Consider the following 16,146-nt stretch of genomic DNA (forward strand, 5'->3'; position numbering starts at 1 on the left):
ACGTTTTTGAGGTTTTCGGTCATGGCAGCAAGGCGCGTCCTGTTGGCGTTTCTACTGGTCTTCGCGGGCATCAGTCAGGCGGCGGTGCTTGAGGGTGTCGGCCACGGAACCATTGTAAATGGTGATCTGGAAACCGCCCGCGCCGAGGCTTATCAGGCTGCGCTTCGTGATCTGGCCCTGCAGTACGAGGCCCGGGTCAGTACCCGGGATACCATGGAGAATGGTGTGGTCACTGAATCCCACATGCAGGTGGCTGCCAGCGCCCGGGCTCACAATGCCCGAGTGGTGGGCGAGCAGCGCAGTGGCAATCTTATGCGGGTGACCGTTCGCGCCGAGGTCTCCGAAGCTCAGGCCAGCTGTGGCACGGGCGAGGCGGCTGGATTGAAAAAGCGGGTGGCGGTGACCGGGTTCCCACTGCTCTACCCGGACCAGGCCCGAATTGGGCGCCTTGATGATGCCGGCGAGATGTTGCCGCAACAGGTGCAGGCCAGGTTGCGTGAAGACGGCAGCGTTCAGGTGCTGTCCGCCACCAGCACCCGTCTGTTTGGGGACCTTCTGAATGCGCCCACTACGCAGCAGGGTGACAATCGCCTGACCAACGTGGTTCAGGTGGCCCGGGAGCTGGGCGCCCAGTTTGTGGTGACCGGTGTTATTCGCGATCTTGGGGTTGCCGATCCTTCGGCCTGGGGCACGTCCGTGCTGGACCGGATGCAGCGTGGCATTGGTGTCGCCGACCAGAACCGACGATTTGTAGTCGACCTTGTGGTGTTTGACGGCTTCAGCGGTTCGCCGGTTTACCAGCAGCGTTTTGCCGCGTCCGCGGAGTGGAACGCACGCCCCGGTGCCTCGGATGGATTTGGTTCGGAGGGATTCAAGCAGACGGCTTACGGCCAGTCGGTCAACTCGACTCTGGATGAGATGGCAAGCGCGGTGACCAATGCACTGGCGTGTCAGCCGTTTATGACCCGTATTACCCGTGTCGACGGCAATCGGGTGACCCTGGCTTCCGGTGCAACCGCAGGTCTGCGCCCCGGTGATCAGCTGAATCTGTACCGCAGCGCCCAGTACCTGGATTCGCTCGGCGGCACACCAGAGCTCACGGATACCCGACTCTCGGTTACCCTGAATAACGTGCATCCGGATTTCAGTAATGGTCGCATGCCGCAGATTGGCGGGCAGGTGAACATTCAGCGGGATGACATCGCCATCATCTGGTGAGCCAGGCGCTGGAAAGCAAACGCCCGGCGGGTGCCGGGCGAGAGAAAGTGGCGCTTAAGAGTTAACTCGGGATTCAGGCTGCCGCTTCGGCAGCGGCGATGTCGCGAATTTTGCCGACCATGGCGCGTAGACCGTTACCACGGGTTGGAGAGATGTGACGGAACAGGTCGAGGCTTTCGAACAGCTCGTCGATGTCGGTAGTCAGCAGTTCCCGGGGCGATTTGCCGTTCAAGGCTACCAGGATGATGGCCGCAAGGCCGCGCACGATCATCGCGTCGGAATCAATCAGCAGGAACAGTTTGCCGCTGGCCTCATCGTAATGATGAATCAGCCACACCTGGCTCTGGCAGCCATGGACATAGTTGTCTTCTACCCGGGCCTCGTCCGGAAAGGCCGGTAGCTGCTTGCCCAGGTCGATGATGTAGGCATAACGCTCTTCCCAATCGTCCAGAAACTCGAACGCATCGGTTACGTCGCCGACGGTGGTTTGGGTGCCGAGTGGGTTGTTCTTGAAGTCCTGTTCGGTCGCAGTCATTACAGCATTCCCAGTTCGAGCTTGGCTTCGTCGGTCAGCATGTCATTGCTCCAGGGCGGATCGAAAGTAAGCTCCACCGTGACCTTGTCGACGTTGGGTACATGCTCGACCTTGGTCTGGACATCATCGCAGATAACCGGACCCATGCCGCAGCCAGCGGCGGTGAGGGTCATCTTGATGAAGACATGGTTGCCTGCCTCGGTGCCGTTTTCAATCTTGCACTCGTAGATCAGCCCCAGGTTGACGACATCGACCGGGATCTCCGGGTCGTAGCAATTTTGAAGGGCTTCCCATACCTGGTTTTCGTTGATGGTGCCGTCTTCTGGCGTGTCGAAGCTGCTTTCCAGCGGTTTCTTACCCAGAGCGTCGGCGTTGTGACCTTCGATGCGGGCGAGGTTGCCGTTGACGGCGACGGTGAAGCTGCCACCCAGCGACTGCGTGATGGTCACAAAGGTGTCCGACGGAATCATGATCTCGGTTCCGGCGGGAACAAGGCGGGCTTCCACCTCTCGTTTGGTCAGGACCACTTCCCGTTCTTGCATGCCCAGACTGGCCTCGCTGTTAACTATGTTGCGCCTGAAAAGGCCCGACTAAACCGGCTCAGGCAACGGTGAAACTTTCTCCGCAACCGCACTCGGCAGTGGCGTTCGGATTGCGGAATTGGAACAGGGAGTTGACACCCTCGGTGACAAAATCGATCTCGATTCCGTTGACCAGGGGCAGGTGCTCCTCTTTCACAAACACATCGACGCCATCAATGTGAAACACCTTGTCATCGGTTGCCACTTCGTCGACCCACTGGGTCTCGTACTTGAAGCCGGAGCAACCGCTTTTCTTGATGGCTAGCCGAATGCCTTTGGCGTCCGGCTTTTTATCCAATTGTTTGCGCACGTGTTTAACCGCAGTCGGCGTCATGGTGACGGCGACGGTCGGGGTGAAGACTTCGGCTGTCATAATTCCACCTCCATCAGGCAAACAGGCGTTGGATCTTCTGCAGGGCGGCGAACAATTGTTCGACCTCATCCAACGTATTGTAGAACGCAAAGGAGGCCCGGGCAGTGCCGGGTACTCCATAAAAATCCATCAGCGGCATGGCGCAATGGTGTCCGGTACGGATCGCGATGCCCTGCTGATCCAATAGCGTACCCACATCACTGGGGTGCAAACCGACAATTTTAAAGGACATCACCGGTACTTTTTGCTTGGCGGTACCAATGATTTCCATGCCCGGAACGGTCTCGACCAGCTGGTTGGCCCGTTGGAGCAGCGCGTGCTCCGCCACTTCCATACCGTGCCGGTCAAGCCGGCCCAGGTAGTCGATAGCGGCGCCCAGGCCAATGGCCTCGGCAATGGCCGGGGTGCCAGCTTCAAACTTGTAGGGCAGGGTGTTCCAGGTGGTGCGCTCGAACGATACCCGTTCGATCATCTCGCCACCGCCCTGGTACGGAGGCATTTCCTCCAGCAGCTGGGCCTTGCCGTACAGCACACCGATACCGGTCGGGCCGAACAGCTTGTGGGACGAGAACACGTAAAAATCGCAGCCCAGGGCCTGCACATCCGGCTGGTAGTGCGGCACCGCCTGGGCGCCATCCACCAGAGTGAGTACACCCTTGGCCTTGGCCTGTTCAATCAGGGCGGTAATCGGGTTTACCGTGCCCAGCACGTTGGAAACGTGGGTGATCGCGAAGATGCGGGTGCGCTCGCTCAACAGGCTGTTGAAGGAGTCGAGATCGAGCTCACCTTCGGGGGTCACCTGAATCGGAACCACCTTGGCACCGGTGCGCTCGGCAATCATCTGCCAGGGCACGATGTTGGCGTGGTGCTCCATGTGGCTGACCAGGATTTCGTCACCCGGTTGCAGGCGACCGGCCAAACCGTTGGCGACCAGATTGATGGCCTCGGTGGTGCCACGGGTCCAGATGATTTCCCGGGTGCTCTCGGCATTCAGGAAGCCGCGAACGGTTTCCCGGGCATTTTCGAACGCGGTGGTGGCTCGGTCCGCCAGGGTGTGAGCACCCCGGTGTACGTTGGAGTGAATTTCCCGGTAATACCGATCCATGGCGTCGAGAACGGCAATCGGCTTCTGGGCCGAGGCGCCGTTATCCAGATACACCAGGGGCTTTCCGTTGACCTGCTGTGACAGAATCGGAAAGTCCCTGCGTACGGCTTCCACATCGAAAACCGTTTGTTTTGCTGCGTTCGCCACGGACAAGTCGGTCATAACCGGTTACGCCTCCTCGAAGGTCTGGTCGAAGAACTGGTTCAGCCGCGTTTGCGCGGTTTCGCGAACCACTGCTACCGGAATCTGTTCGACCAGCTCGTTGATAAAGGCCATGGTCAGCAGGACATTGGCTTCGCGCCGGGCGATACCGCGGGATACCAGGTAGAACAGGGACGCTTCATCCAACTGCCCGATGGTGGCGCCGTGGGCGCACTTAACGTCATCGGCATAGATTTCCAGTTCCGGCTTGGTATCTATCTCTGCACCGTTGGACAGCAACAAGTTCTTGTTGTTCATCTCCGCGTTGGACTTCTGGGCGTCCTGGTGGATATGAATCCGGCCGTTAAAGATCGCGTGGGACTGATCCGCCGCAATGTTGCGGTAGGTTTCCTCGCTGTTGCAGTGGGCCGCCACGTGCTCAATGTTGGTGTGGTTGTCGTAGTGCTGCTTGCCCTGGGTGACGACCACGCCGTTCAATTTGCATTCTGCACCTTCGCCTTCCAGCCGGACCTGCAGGTCGTGCCGACGCAGCGGGCCGCCAAAGCCGACGCTGTGGCTCTCAAAGCGGGAGCTGCGCTGCTGGCGGACACCGGTGGCACCGATGTGCTGAACGTTCTCGCCTTCCATGTTCAGGCGAATGCTGGTGACGTTGGCGCCGTCGGCCAGGGTGAACTCGGAGACGGTGTTGACCATTACCGGCTCAGAACCACTGGAGATGTATTCCTCCACCAGAGTGATCTGGCTGTGCCGGCCGGCATCCACATAGATGCGCGGGAATGCCGAACCGCTGGCGTCGGCGGTCACTTCGTGCACGATGAACAGCGGCTGGTCCAGAACGGCGTCCGGTGACAGCCGGATTAGCAGGCCGTCTTCGAAACGCGCCGAGTTCAGCCGGGCCATTTGCACGGCGTTGTTGTCCAGGGTGTTGTCCAGGCGATCGGCCAGGTCGGCAGCTTCTTCGTCACTGAGGTCGTCGAAGCTCTGGATGGTGATGCCATCCAGGTCCGGGTACTCGCTGGCTTCCGGGATCATGACCCCGTTCAGAAATGCCACCTTGTAGCCAGGCACCGCCAGGCTGCTGCCAGTCTTGCCCTCGGCGGGCAGGGCAATGGCCATGTCGTCGGTCAGTTTCAGGTACTTACTGGAATACTTCCAGTTTTCCGTTTTACGGGTTGGCAGTGGCATGTCGACCAGGGCCGTGCCCCGCTGCTTGCGCAGTGCCACCAGCGGCTCCGGCAGGGAGTGCCCGACCGGATGCAAAAACGCGCTGGAAAGAGTGGGTGCTGGTTTCATTCCGCGAGCTCCTTAGTTAGCTGAACTGTCGGCAGTTTCTTCATCCTTGATGCCGAGCCAGCCGTAGCCGCGTTCTTCCAGTTCCAGGGCCAGTTCACGGCCACCGGATTTAACGATCTTGCCGCCGGCCAGCACGTGCACGTAATCCGGCACAATGTGGTTCAGCAGACGCTGGTAGTGAGTCACCATCAGAATCGCACGGTCTTCGGCGCGAAGAGCATTAACGCCGTTGGAAACGACCTGCAGGGCGTCGATGTCGAGACCGGAGTCAGTCTCGTCGAGAATCGCCAGCTTCGGCTGCAGCAGCAGCGCCTGCATGATCTCATTGCGCTTCTTTTCACCGCCGGAGAAGCCTTCGTTCACACCGCGCTTAAGGAAGGCCGGATCAAGGTCGACCTGCTTGGAAACTTCCTTGGCCAGCTTCATGAATTCCGCTGCGTTCATTTCCGGCTCGCCGCGGTGGGCGCGCATGGCGTTCACGGCGGTGCGCAGGAACTGCAGGTTGCTGACGCCGGGGATTTCCACCGGGTACTGGAAGGCCAGGAAGATGCCTTCGCGGGCGCGCTCTTCGGTTTCCAGGTCCAGCAGGTTCTCGCCATTCAGGGTGATTTCACCGCTGGTGACCTCAAATGCTTCGTTGCCTGCCAGCACCTGAGACAGAGTGCTCTTGCCCGAGCCGTTCGGCCCCATGATGGCGTGAACTTCCCCGGCTTTGATCTCCAGGTTAATGCCTTTGAGGATTTCCTTGTCCTCAACGGATGCGTGCAGGTTTTTGATGCTCAGCATTTGTGGAGTTCTCTCTTCGTTAATCTGTATGAATTCGTTTGAACGTGTCCCGATCTGGCGCTGCCGTTAGCCGACTGAGCCTTCAAGACTGACTTCCAGCAGCTTGCCGGCTTCCACCGCGAACTCCATCGGGAGTTCCTTGAAAACCTCTTTGCAGAAGCCGTTAACAATCATGGACACGGCCTGCTCGGGTTCGATGCCGCGCTGACGGCAGAGGAACATCTGCTCGTCGCTCACCTTGGAGGTGGTGGCCTCGTGTTCCACGATGGCGGATTTGTTCTTGCTTTCGATGTACGGGAAGGTGTGGGCGCCGCAGCGGTCGCCGATCAGCAGCGAATCGCACTGGGTAAAGTTGCGCGCGCCTTCGGCTCCCGGGCCGAATTTAACCAGGCCACGGTAGGCGTTAGAGCTCTTACCGGCGGAAATGCCCTTGGAGATAATGGTGCTGGACGTATTCTTGCCCATGTGAATCATCTTGGTGCCGGTGTCAGCCTGCTGGTAGTTGTTGGTCAGGGCAACTGAATAGAACTCACCCACGCTGTTATCACCACGCAACACGCAGCTCGGGTACTTCCAGGTTACGGCGGAGCCGGTCTCAACCTGGGTCCAGGAGATCTTGGAGTTCTTGCCGATGCAGGCGCCGCGCTTGGTGACAAAGTTGAAGATACCGCCTTTGCCTTGTTCGTCGCCCGGATACCAGTTCTGTACCGTGGAGTACTTGATCTGGGCGTCGTCCAGCGCGACCAGCTCTACCACGGCGGCGTGCAGTTGGTTCTCGTCCCGCATGGGCGCGGTGCAGCCTTCCAGGTAGCTGACGTAGCTGCTGTCTTCGGCAATGATCAGGGTGCGCTCAAACTGGCCGGTGTTGGCCGCGTTGATGCGGAAGTAGGTGGACAGCTCCATCGGGCAGCGAACGCCTTTGGGTACGTACACGAAGGTGCCGTCGGAGAATACCGCGGAGTTCAGGCCGGCGAAAAAGTTATCGCCCGCCGGAACTACTGAGCCAAGGTACTTCTTGACCAGTTCCGGGTAGTCCTGAATCGCTTCTGAAATAGAGCAGAAAATAACGCCCGCTTTCGCCAGGGGCTCCTTGAAGGTGGTTGCCACGGACACAGAGTCAAACACCGCGTCTACCGCCACGCCAGCCAGCTTTTCACGCTCGTGCAGGGGGATGCCCAGTTTTTCATAGGTCTTCAGCAGCTCCGGATCAACTTCATCCAGGCTCTGGGGCATGTCTTCTTTGCGTTTGGGAGCGGAATAATAGGAAATCGAGTTGTAGTCGATTTTTGGGTAACCCACGTGTGCCCAATTTGGCTCTTCCATTTCGAGCCAGCGACGATACGCCTTCAGACGCCACTCCAGCATCCACTCCGGCTCTTTCTTAATCCCGGAAAGGCGGGCGATAACGTCTTCATTTAGTCCAGGCTCAAAGGTGTCGGCTTCAATATCGGTTACGAACCCGTGTTCGTATTCCCGTTTGATTAGCTCGTTCACCTCTTTGTCGGTGGTCGCCATGGTGGTCGCTCCGTATTCTCTCATCGCGGGCGTCTGCGCCCTTGGTGTGCCGGCGACCCGAGATGTCCCGGCGCCGGTCGTATGTCATCAGTTTGGGTGTTGCAGTGGTCGCTCGTTCCTTGAATACGCCCTGCAATCGTTTTTTGGATGACGGGTCGTGAAGGCCGGCTGTTGAAAAATCAGTAGAAAAACCGGCAAAACCCGTTGCTTCTGGCGAGCGATTATACAATACCAGAGTAAAATAGTCAGGTATTAAAATGATTGAGTCGCGATTATACCGTAATTGGGGTGGTGGGCACCAAGGCATGGCTTTGCAGGTGTTAGGGAAGTGCGGTGCAATGAGTTTGACACAGTCGGTGCCTAACCTCAGGGCATGGCTAAAAGGTCTAATTGATTCCATTCGGCGAACGCGTGTACGCTGACTGGTGTGGTCCTTTGACCCCGTAGGATACTAGGAGGAAATGTCCATGGCGTCAGAATTTCTGAGCCAGGAGGGAGTGCGCGTCACTCTGAGTGCCCGTGTGAGTCTGCTGATCAGCACCCAGCTTGCCCGTGGCAAGGTTGGTGTCGAGGCAGTGGCATCCCAACTGCACATGAGCCGCTACACCCTGCACAAGAAGTTAAAGCGGGAAGGGTTGACCTTCGCGCACCTGCTGGAAGATGTCCGGCGTACCCAGGCATTGAATTACATGCAGGACAAAACCAAGCCGCTGGTCGAGATTGCTGAGCAGCTTGGCTTTTCTGAGCTGAGTGCATTCAGCCGGGCCTTCAAGCGCTGGATGGGCACTTCACCGGCTGAATACCGCTCGGTCAGATTTTCCTGAAGGTCACACCTTCTTGAAAATCAACGTGGCGTTGGTGCCACCAAAGCCGAAGCTGTTACTCATTACCAGGTCCAGATTCTGGTTGTCCATCCGCTCCCGCACAATCGGATAACCCTCAGCACCTTCATCCAGGTTCTGGATGTTGGCAGACGGTGCGATGAAGCCTTCGCGCTGCATGATCAGACTGTAAATCGCCTCATGCACGCCAGCAGCACCCAGCGCGTGACCGCACAGGGGCTTGGTTGAACTCAGCGGCGGAATCTTGTCGCCGAAGGTTTCTTTCAGGGCCTTGAGCTCGGTGACATCACCGGCTGGTGTGCTGGTGCCGTGTGTGTTGATGTAGCTGATCTCGCCGTCAACACTCTTCATGGCTTGCTGCATGCAGCGAATAGCACCTTCGCCGCTGGGGGCAACCATGTCGGCGCCGTCTGAAGTTGCACCAAAGCCGACCAGCTCACCCAGAATGGTGGCGCCACGGGCTTCTGCGTGTTCCAGGGCTTCCAGAACCAGGGTGCCGCCGCCGCCGGAAATGACAAAACCGTCGCGATCTGCGTCATAGGTACGAGACGCCAGTTCCGGGGTGTCGTTGTACTTGGTGGACAGCGCGCCCATGGCATCAAACAGCAGGCTGAGGCTCCAGTGAATGTCCTCACCACCGCCGGCCAGCATGATGTCCTGGCGACCCAGGGCGATCAGGTCTGCGGCATGGCCGATAGCGTGCGCGCTGGTGGCGCAGGCTGAGGTGATGCCGTAGTTAACGCCGGTGATGCCGAAGGCAGTGGAGATCGAGGCGTTAATGGAACTGCCCATGGTGCGCGGAACCCGATACGGGCCGACCCGGCGAATGCCTTTATCGCGATGAGTGTCGATGGCGTCCAGCAGTTCCACCGTCGAGGCTCCACCGGTACCGAAAATAGCACCGGTGGTGTTGGCCTTGATCTGCTCTTCGCTCAGGCCGGCCTGCTCGATGGCTTCACGGGTGGCCAGGTAGGTATAACCGGAGGCCGGGCACATGAATCGAAAGAGTTTTCGATCGATTAGCTCAGCCAGGTTCAGGTTGATCTGGCCACACACGTGGCTGCGCAGGCCCTTGTCCCGAGCTTCTTCACTGAACCCGATGCCCGGGCGGGAATCCCGCAGGGATTGGGTGACTTCTTTCTGATTGGTGCCAAGGCTGGAGACAATCCCCATGCCGGTGATAACAACACGACGCATCTTGTTAACTCCTAAAAATCATCGGTGGAAGAGAACATGCCAACCCGAAGGTCTTTGGCGGTGTAGATCTCTCTTCCGTCCACTTCCATGCTGCCATCTGCGATGGCCATGGTGAGCTTGCGATTGATCAGTCTTTTGATATCGAGGCGATAGGTGACTTTCTTGGCCGTCGGGAGTACCTGGCCGGTGAATTTCACCTCACCTGCACCCAACGCCCGGCCTTTGCCTTCGCCGCCATTCCACGCCAGTAGGAACCCAACCAGCTGCCACATGGCATCCAGCCCCAGGCAACCGGGCATGACCGGATCATCGACAAAGTGAACTTTGAAGAACCACAGGTCCGGATTGATGTCGAGCTCAGCGACCAGGCTGCCCTTACCATACGCGCCATCGTCGAGAGCAATGTGAGTAATGCGGTCGACCATCAGCATTTCGTCGATGGGCAGGCGCATGGAGCCCGGGAAAAGCTTGCCATGCCCGCATTTGATCAGGTCTTCTTTATCAAAATGATCAGGGTTCATAGTGCCAGTGTCTCTGTTACAGAATGATTTACTAATACTGTAGCGCGTATCTGGCAATGAGCTATTGACCTTTAGTTGATGATTGCCGGTGTTGTGCTCACAGATGTGGACGCACCCGAACAGAATGGGCGCCCGTCATTCCCGACTCTTACCGTGGTGCTCACTCGGAATACCGCGTTAATTAATGTCTCGGTAATGACCTGTTGGGGGCTGCCGATGGCCTTTAGTTGGCCGTCGGCCAGGACAGCTATCCGGTCTGCGAACTGAGCGGCCTGGTTGAGATCGTGGAGCGACATCACCACGCTGATGCCGTGGCGCCGGTCCAATGAGGACAATAATTCGAGTACCTCTAACTGGTAGCCCCAGTCCAAAAAAGTAGTGGGCTCATCGAGGAGGAGGATCTGGGTGCCTTGTGCCAGTGCCATTGCGATCCATGCGCGCTGCTGCTGGCCTCCTGACAGCGATTGTACCGGTCGCTCAGCCAGCTCCAGAACGCCTGTCATAGTCATGGCTTCAGTCGTCGCCTCGTCATCGGCGGTGCTGTTCCCCTGCCACCACTTTCGATGGGGAAAGCGTCCTAATGCCACCAGATCCCTTACCTTTATGCCCTCTGGCACGATGGGTTTTTGCGGCAGCGTGGCGAGCCGAAGCGCCAATTGTCGTCGGTTCCAGTCAGTCACTGGCCGTCCGTCCAGGAAGGTTTGACCAGACTGGGGAGGCAGTAAGCCTGCGAAACTCTTTAGCAAAGTGCTTTTTCCGGAGCCGTTGGGTCCAAGCAGGCAGGTAATCCCGCCCTCGGGAATAGCCAGCGAGATATCTTGCACCACGGGCTTGTCACCGTAGGAAAGGAAGAGGTTCTCAGTTCGTAGCATGGCGTTTTCTGGTCTCAGGGTTGACGCGATAACAGATAAAGAAAAAATGGAACGCCGAGAATAGCGGATACCACACCCACGGGCACTTCATACGGGGCAAACAGCGTTCTGCCAATCACGTCGGCTAAAACGGCCAGAGTGGCTCCGAGTAACACACAAAGCGTCATCTGCAGTGGGAAGTTGGTCCCTGCCAACTGGCGACTGATGTGGGGGATCAGCAGGCCAATAAAACCAACGGGGCCGACAATGCCGACCGCGCTTGCCGCCAACAGAGTAGCGATCAACAGCGCAAACCCGCGCCAGCGATTGAGGTGCAGGCCCATTGAGCGTGCTTGCTGATCCTCAAGCTGCATGACCTTGAGAGGGCGAAGCAGTATGGCGATGCCGACCAGTCCGGCAAGTGTCCAGGGCAATAGGGTATGGAGGTGGTGCCACTGAACACCATAGAGAGAGCCTGCCAGCCACTGGGCAACAAGCTCCGTATGGGCGTGACCCCAAAAAGCCAGGGCGCCGGTGGTCAAGGCGTGCAGCATACCTGCGATCACAGCGCCGGTCAGGGTCATTTTGACCGGCGACAGATTGCCGTGGCGCAGGCCGAGAACGTACACCGCGGCCGCCGTCACAAGCCCGCCAGCCATGGCGAATACCGGCAGATACTGCAGTGCAAAAGAGGTGTTGCTGTACGGGTTGTCGCTGGATACCAGCCAGTCGCCGAGAATAAACGCTATAACAGCAACGAGACTGGCTCCAGCTGAAATGCCCAAAATACCGGGTTCTGCCAGGGGGTTGCGACTCAACAATTGCAGTAGCCAGCCTGACAGCGCAAAGTGAACTCCGATCAGCGCGCCGGTCAGGGTTCGGGGTAGCCTGACTTCGAGCACCACCCGTTGTACGTGTTGAGAACCCTCGCCGGCCAGCCCCTGCCATATCTGGGGCCACGTCAGGTTAACGGCGCCCGACTGAATCCCACCGAGCAACACAAGCGCGAGGCATAGAGCGCCCGCGATCACCAGCTTCGCGACCGGGGTGAGGCCTGAAACGGAAAGTCGATGGTAACCTTGCCGGGAGTAGGGTGGTGCCGGCTGTGTCATTTCAGATGCTCCGGGGTGTGGCATGGCCATTAAGCAGATAGATCAGCCAGGGCGCTCCGATGAGGGCGGTTAGCATGCCAACTGGCAACTCCTGCGGAAATGCCAGTTGTCGCGCAAGTACGTCCGCCGCTAGCAGTAGCAGGCCCCCGAGCAGTGCGCTCATTGGCAGCCAATGCTGGGGCTGGTCGCCGAGTATGCGTTTGGCAATGTGGGGTGCCACCAGACCAATAAAGACAATTGGACCGGTGAAGGCTACCAGTGCGGCGGTCAGCAACAGCGCCAGGACCAGGAAAATCGCCCGCCAACGCCCGACGGACAGGCCCATGGCGAGTGCCAGATCGTCATCCAGTTGCAGTAGGCGATAAGGTCGGTGCATGACCAGTACCGCGGCAAGCGGGATCAGCAGCCACGGGAGTACCATTTGCAACTGTTGCCAGCCTCTTCCCATCAGGCTGCCTGCGAGCCAGTAAAAAAGTTCCGCCGCCTCTGATCCGGACATCAGAAGGATCGCGGTGGTCAGCGCGGTGGCCATTGAGGTTACGGCAATACCTGCGAGGACAACCCGTTCGGGTTGGAGTTTTCGCCGGCCGGAGATGGCAAACGTCAGGGCTCCTCCGATCAGGCCGCCGGCCAGCGCGGCCATGGGAAGCCACAGGGCATTTGGGGTGCCGAAGGTGCGGAGTGAGACCGTTGCCAGGGCGGCGGAGGCAATGACACCCGTCAGCCCTGGTGAGGCCAACTGGTTCCGGGTAACGCCCTGCATAACCGCGCCGGCAACGCCGAGTGATGCTCCACCGATAAGTCCGAGCAGGTTGCGGGGAAGGCGTAACTCCATCACGCTGATTTTTGTGAGCAGGTCGCCGTTGCCCTCGAAGATGGTTATCAGGTTGCTGGGTGACACCCAGTGGGAACCTGCCATCAGGCCCAGAACAAACAGCACCCCCAGAGCCAGAGAAACGAATCCGTAAACTGCCCATGGGCGGGGAGGAGACAGCGCCTCGGTCATTCTGTTGACTCTGCTGGTGTTCCGGTGAGCAAAAGACGTTGAATATCGTCAAGGATCAGCTCTCTGGCTTTGGGGCCGGCGCCTTCCTTCCAATAGTGGGGAACCTCATAAACGTTGTCGTTGCGCACGGCCGTAAGATACGGCCAGATCGGATTCAATGTGAAGGCGCGCTGACGGCTGGTGGGCAATAGGAGGATGATGTCGGGATCGAACCCCAATAATGCCTCAAGACTGATTCTGTAGCCCAGCGGAATACCACTGGCTGGATTGGGAGGCGCCCCTCCTACATTGTCAAAGTTCAGTTGCTCCAGCATTGCTGTCGGCAGGAAGTGATCGTAATAGAGAAACGGTGTCTCGCTGCCGCTCGTCAAAAGCGCGACTGTTGGTTCGGTCTTATTCGAGTTGAGCTCTGCGAGTTCCTGTACTCGGGCAAGAAAACTCTGGTTGAGTTCAGAGGCTTCCTCAGCGGCTCCGAGTGCCTGCCCTGCCAGGCTGACCGCCCGAAGGCTGTCGTCAACTGTGATCAGGTCCAGGGCCAGTAGGGGGGCGATGGTGGAAATCTGGTCACCGTCCTTCTCGGTGTAGCGGCGAATGCCGATGACCAGATCCGGACGGACTGATGACAGTACTTCCAGGTTTGGCTGGTGACGAGGCCCGAGGCCAGCGACACCGACCAGCTGAGACGCGAGGTAGTCGGGTACCCCCTCGATCCCATAGTCGGTGACTGCAACGGGTGTCCGCCCAAGCGCCAAGGCAACGTCGGCTCCAAACGTTGAAATGGCGGCAGGACGAACGGCTGGAGCAGACAACCGCAGGGTATCCCCGCGGTCATCCGTTAGCCGGATATCGCTCTCGGCGGACAGCCCAGGCACTGGCGATAACAGGGCAACGATCAATATTCTGTTGATCTGTTGGCGTAAACTGATCATCAGAAATCCAGTTGTGCCTCGACAATGAAGCTTCTTCCTGGCTGAGGTACCCGTCCAACAGGACTGACATCCACGCCGCGGAAGTAGTAATCCTCATCCAGTAGGTTATTGACCGCCAGCCCGAGGTTCAGCACACGATCACCGCCGACCGCAAAGTCCCGGCCAATTCGGGTGTTGACCAAATGGTAGGCCGGCAACTCTCCGGCGCTGCCGTTGTCGGTTTCCTCTTCTGTATTGTCAGCATCGCTATAGCTGGAGCTGACGTAGATCCAGTTCAGGCTGGCATCCCAGCGCTGATAGCTATAGGTGGCATCCGCCGTGACCTTGTGGTTAGGCGCATTGGGCAGTTCGTTCCCCTCGTTGTCCCCCGAAAGCTGTTCGGTATCCAGGAAGGTGTAGCCAAAGCCGAGTTCCCAGTTGTTGTTGATGCGCCATTGGTTAGTAAGCTCAACGCCCTGATGCCGGGTTTCCCCCAGGTTTTCGAAACGGCTGGTCGAACGGTTGAACTGTATCTGATCGTCATAGTCTAAGCGGAACAGCGTTGCCGACGAGAGCAGGTCGGGCGTGACATCAATGCGCGCGCCAAGTTCGTAGTTCCAGGCGGTTTCATTGGCCACTGCGCCCTCGCGGGTGGTCTGGGCAATCTGCACCGGCACGAGTGAGCGCTGACTGTTGGCAAACACGAACAGATCACGGGTAGCCTGGTAACCTACCGTCAGGCCTGGCAGCAGCTCCTCCGCGTTGTTTTCCTCGGTGTTGCCATTGAGATTGTCACGGAAGTCCATGTCGACATCTTCGTAACGCAGACCCGGGGTAACGGTCAGTCGCTCATCCAGAAAGGACATGGTGTCGCTGACGTAAAGCGCCAGGGCTCGGGTGTCCAGGTGCCAGTCACGGGCCTCGGAACGGGAGTTGTCGGACAGATCGCGGCGATTGACATCGAACTCAACGTCCTCGCTGACAAACCGGGTGCCAACCGTGATGTCGTGTCGACCATGGCGGAAAGCGAGTTGAGGTTCTGTGCCATAGACCGTGAATAGCCGCGGCGAATCTGCCACGTGGGTGGAGTCCCGGCCCGGGTCGGCCCAGTGACCGGTGCCGCTCAGGTTCTGGCCAAAAAAGAAGGTGCGATCGGCGTCGTGAACGAAGTTGCGCCAGTTAAATTCGACATCGCTTGTGGGTGTGTAGGTCCAGGTGAGGTTGGCCCGAGTCATGTCGGCTTCGTACCCATCATACGGGCGTTGACTCTGGGTGCGGTCCTGTTCATAGGCTTCCGGGGTCAGGGCGCCGGGGAGTTCCGCGTCTACCCGGTAATACTGCAACTGAGACGCCAGCTCGTGTTGGTCATTCAGGTAGTAGCGGGCATCCAGGATCAGATTGTCGACTTCTGTATCAGAATGATCGCGAAAACCGTCCCCGCGCTGGACATTGGCCTGGAACTGCAAGTCGAGTTTATCGGTAGCTGGGCCCCCGATGCGGTAGTAAGTATCGGTCAGAACGTTACCGGTCTCTTCAGCAATGGTGATCCGTTCACGGAGCGTCTGTGAGGTTTGGGCTGGAATCGGCTTGGTAACAAAGTTCACCACGCCGCCGACGTTATTTGGGCCGTAGTGTACGGACGCGCCGCCGCGCACGATATCGACAACTTCCAGGCTTGGTAGGGTGACGGGGAAAAGTGAGACGCCGACGTTGCTGTAGGGGCCAATGGCAATTGGATAGCCATCCATCAGAATCTGGAGCCGCTCGCTGCGAAGCGGATTCAAGCCACGTACACCTATGTTGGGGAGAATGCCGGTACCGGTTTCATCAAGCACTATGAGCCCGGGTACTGGGCGCAAGGCGTCCTCCAGGTTGAGGGCTCCGCGGTCCTGGAGCGTCTCCTTCTCAACGACAGTGCGAGCTCCGGTGTAAGACTTTTCAGACGCCTTGGTAGGAGGTCCCAGCCAGTCCGCTGTAACGTTTAGGCCCGGTAGCATGGCTGGGGAATTCGATTCCTCAGCCATGGCGTTTGAAGCGCCGGCCGTGAGCAATGGAAGCATGACAATAACAGCCGATAGGGGCTGGCACTTCAGGGGCTTTAATAATACCGATTCGGACATTGGGTTCTCCAGTGAGTGTTT

Annotated in this window: 16 protein-coding genes; 2 read left to right on the forward strand and 14 right to left on the reverse strand. The window is 58.5% G+C overall.

The genetic code is table 11. The annotated features are described in order from the left end of the window. Positions 1-21 precede the first annotated feature (21 nt). On the forward strand, positions 22-1,218 hold the full coding sequence (locus tag FCS96_RS03610) for a flagellar assembly protein FlgT (RefSeq protein ID WP_138438853.1): 1,197 nt from the start codon (positions 22-24) through the stop codon (positions 1,216-1,218). Positions 1,219-1,291: 73 nt separating this feature from the next. Here the strand turns inward: FCS96_RS03610 and FCS96_RS03615 are convergent, their stop codons facing one another. From FCS96_RS03615 to sufB, 7 genes are all read right to left on the reverse strand, one after another. Continuing rightward, complete coding sequence (locus tag FCS96_RS03615) at positions 1,292-1,753, reverse strand: SufE family protein (RefSeq protein WP_138438854.1); 462 nt, start codon at positions 1,751-1,753, stop codon at positions 1,292-1,294. After that, positions 1,753-2,295: a putative Fe-S cluster assembly protein SufT gene (gene sufT / locus FCS96_RS03620; protein WP_041339252.1), complete on the reverse strand. Its 543-nt coding sequence runs from the start codon at positions 2,293-2,295 to the stop codon at positions 1,753-1,755. Before sufT ends, FCS96_RS03615 begins: the two co-directional genes overlap by 1 nt. A 58-nt stretch (positions 2,296-2,353) precedes the next feature. Next, a complete protein-coding gene (locus FCS96_RS03625; protein ID WP_138438855.1) occupies positions 2,354-2,707 on the reverse strand; it encodes a HesB/IscA family protein in 354 nt (117 codons plus the stop codon). A 13-nt stretch (positions 2,708-2,720) separates the two neighbouring features. Continuing rightward, the gene (locus FCS96_RS03630) at positions 2,721-3,974 is read right to left on the reverse strand and encodes an aminotransferase class V-fold PLP-dependent enzyme (protein WP_138438856.1); all 1,254 of its coding nucleotides are present in this window, start codon (positions 3,972-3,974) and stop codon (positions 2,721-2,723) included. A 6-nt stretch (positions 3,975-3,980) separates the two neighbouring features. Beyond that, entirely contained in the window at positions 3,981-5,267 is a 1,287-nt protein-coding gene (sufD, locus tag FCS96_RS03635) for a Fe-S cluster assembly protein SufD (RefSeq protein ID WP_138438857.1), read from the reverse strand. A gap of 12 nt (positions 5,268-5,279) precedes the next feature. Beyond that, positions 5,280-6,053 (reverse strand): Fe-S cluster assembly ATPase SufC, encoded by a 774-nt coding sequence (gene sufC / locus FCS96_RS03640; RefSeq protein ID WP_138438858.1) that lies wholly within the window; start codon positions 6,051-6,053, stop codon positions 5,280-5,282. 66 nt (positions 6,054-6,119) lie between these two features. Beyond that, the gene (gene sufB / locus FCS96_RS03645; RefSeq protein ID WP_138438859.1) at positions 6,120-7,568 is read right to left on the reverse strand and encodes a Fe-S cluster assembly protein SufB; all 1,449 of its coding nucleotides are present in this window, start codon (positions 7,566-7,568) and stop codon (positions 6,120-6,122) included. A 467-nt stretch (positions 7,569-8,035) separates the two neighbouring features. Between sufB and FCS96_RS03650 the strand changes: the two genes are divergently transcribed. After that, the gene (locus tag FCS96_RS03650; RefSeq protein ID WP_407658054.1) at positions 8,036-8,392 is read left to right on the forward strand and encodes a helix-turn-helix transcriptional regulator; all 357 of its coding nucleotides are present in this window, start codon (positions 8,036-8,038) and stop codon (positions 8,390-8,392) included. A 3-nt stretch (positions 8,393-8,395) separates the two neighbouring features. Here the strand turns inward: FCS96_RS03650 and fabB are convergent, their stop codons facing one another. The 7 genes from fabB to FCS96_RS03685 all read right to left on the reverse strand — a co-directional run bounded on the left by fabB (position 8,396) and on the right by FCS96_RS03685 (position 16,125). Next, positions 8,396-9,607 carry a beta-ketoacyl-ACP synthase I gene (gene fabB / locus FCS96_RS03655; protein ID WP_138438861.1) on the reverse strand — a complete coding sequence of 404 codons (1,212 nt, stop codon included), beginning with the start codon at positions 9,605-9,607 and terminating at the stop codon, positions 8,396-8,398. A gap of 11 nt (positions 9,608-9,618) precedes the next feature. Then, positions 9,619-10,128 carry a bifunctional 3-hydroxydecanoyl-ACP dehydratase/trans-2-decenoyl-ACP isomerase gene (gene fabA / locus FCS96_RS03660; RefSeq protein ID WP_041339271.1) on the reverse strand — a complete coding sequence of 170 codons (510 nt, stop codon included), beginning with the start codon at positions 10,126-10,128 and terminating at the stop codon, positions 9,619-9,621. A 71-nt stretch (positions 10,129-10,199) separates the two neighbouring features. Continuing rightward, positions 10,200-11,000, reverse strand: a complete 801-nt coding sequence (locus tag FCS96_RS03665; RefSeq protein ID WP_138438862.1) for an ABC transporter ATP-binding protein — start codon at positions 10,998-11,000, stop codon at positions 10,200-10,202. Positions 11,001-11,014: 14 nt separating this feature from the next. Next, positions 11,015-12,091, reverse strand: a complete 1,077-nt coding sequence (locus FCS96_RS03670; RefSeq protein WP_138438863.1) for a FecCD family ABC transporter permease — start codon at positions 12,089-12,091, stop codon at positions 11,015-11,017. A gap of 1 nt (position 12,092) precedes the next feature. After that, positions 12,093-13,097 (reverse strand): FecCD family ABC transporter permease, encoded by a 1,005-nt coding sequence (locus FCS96_RS03675; RefSeq protein WP_138438864.1) that lies wholly within the window; start codon positions 13,095-13,097, stop codon positions 12,093-12,095. Then, positions 13,094-14,026, reverse strand: coding sequence for an ABC transporter substrate-binding protein (locus tag FCS96_RS03680; protein ID WP_138438865.1), 933 nt, complete (start codon positions 14,024-14,026; stop codon positions 13,094-13,096). The genes FCS96_RS03675 and FCS96_RS03680 overlap by 4 nt, the downstream gene beginning before the upstream one ends. Then, entirely contained in the window at positions 14,026-16,125 is a 2,100-nt protein-coding gene (locus FCS96_RS03685) for a TonB-dependent receptor family protein (RefSeq protein WP_138438866.1), read from the reverse strand. Before FCS96_RS03685 ends, FCS96_RS03680 begins: the two co-directional genes overlap by 1 nt. Between the last annotated feature and the right edge of the window lie 21 nt (positions 16,126-16,146).

This window comes from Marinobacter alexandrii, from assembly GCF_005871205.1.
Taxonomy (GTDB): Bacteria; Pseudomonadota; Gammaproteobacteria; order Pseudomonadales; family Oleiphilaceae; genus Marinobacter; species Marinobacter alexandrii.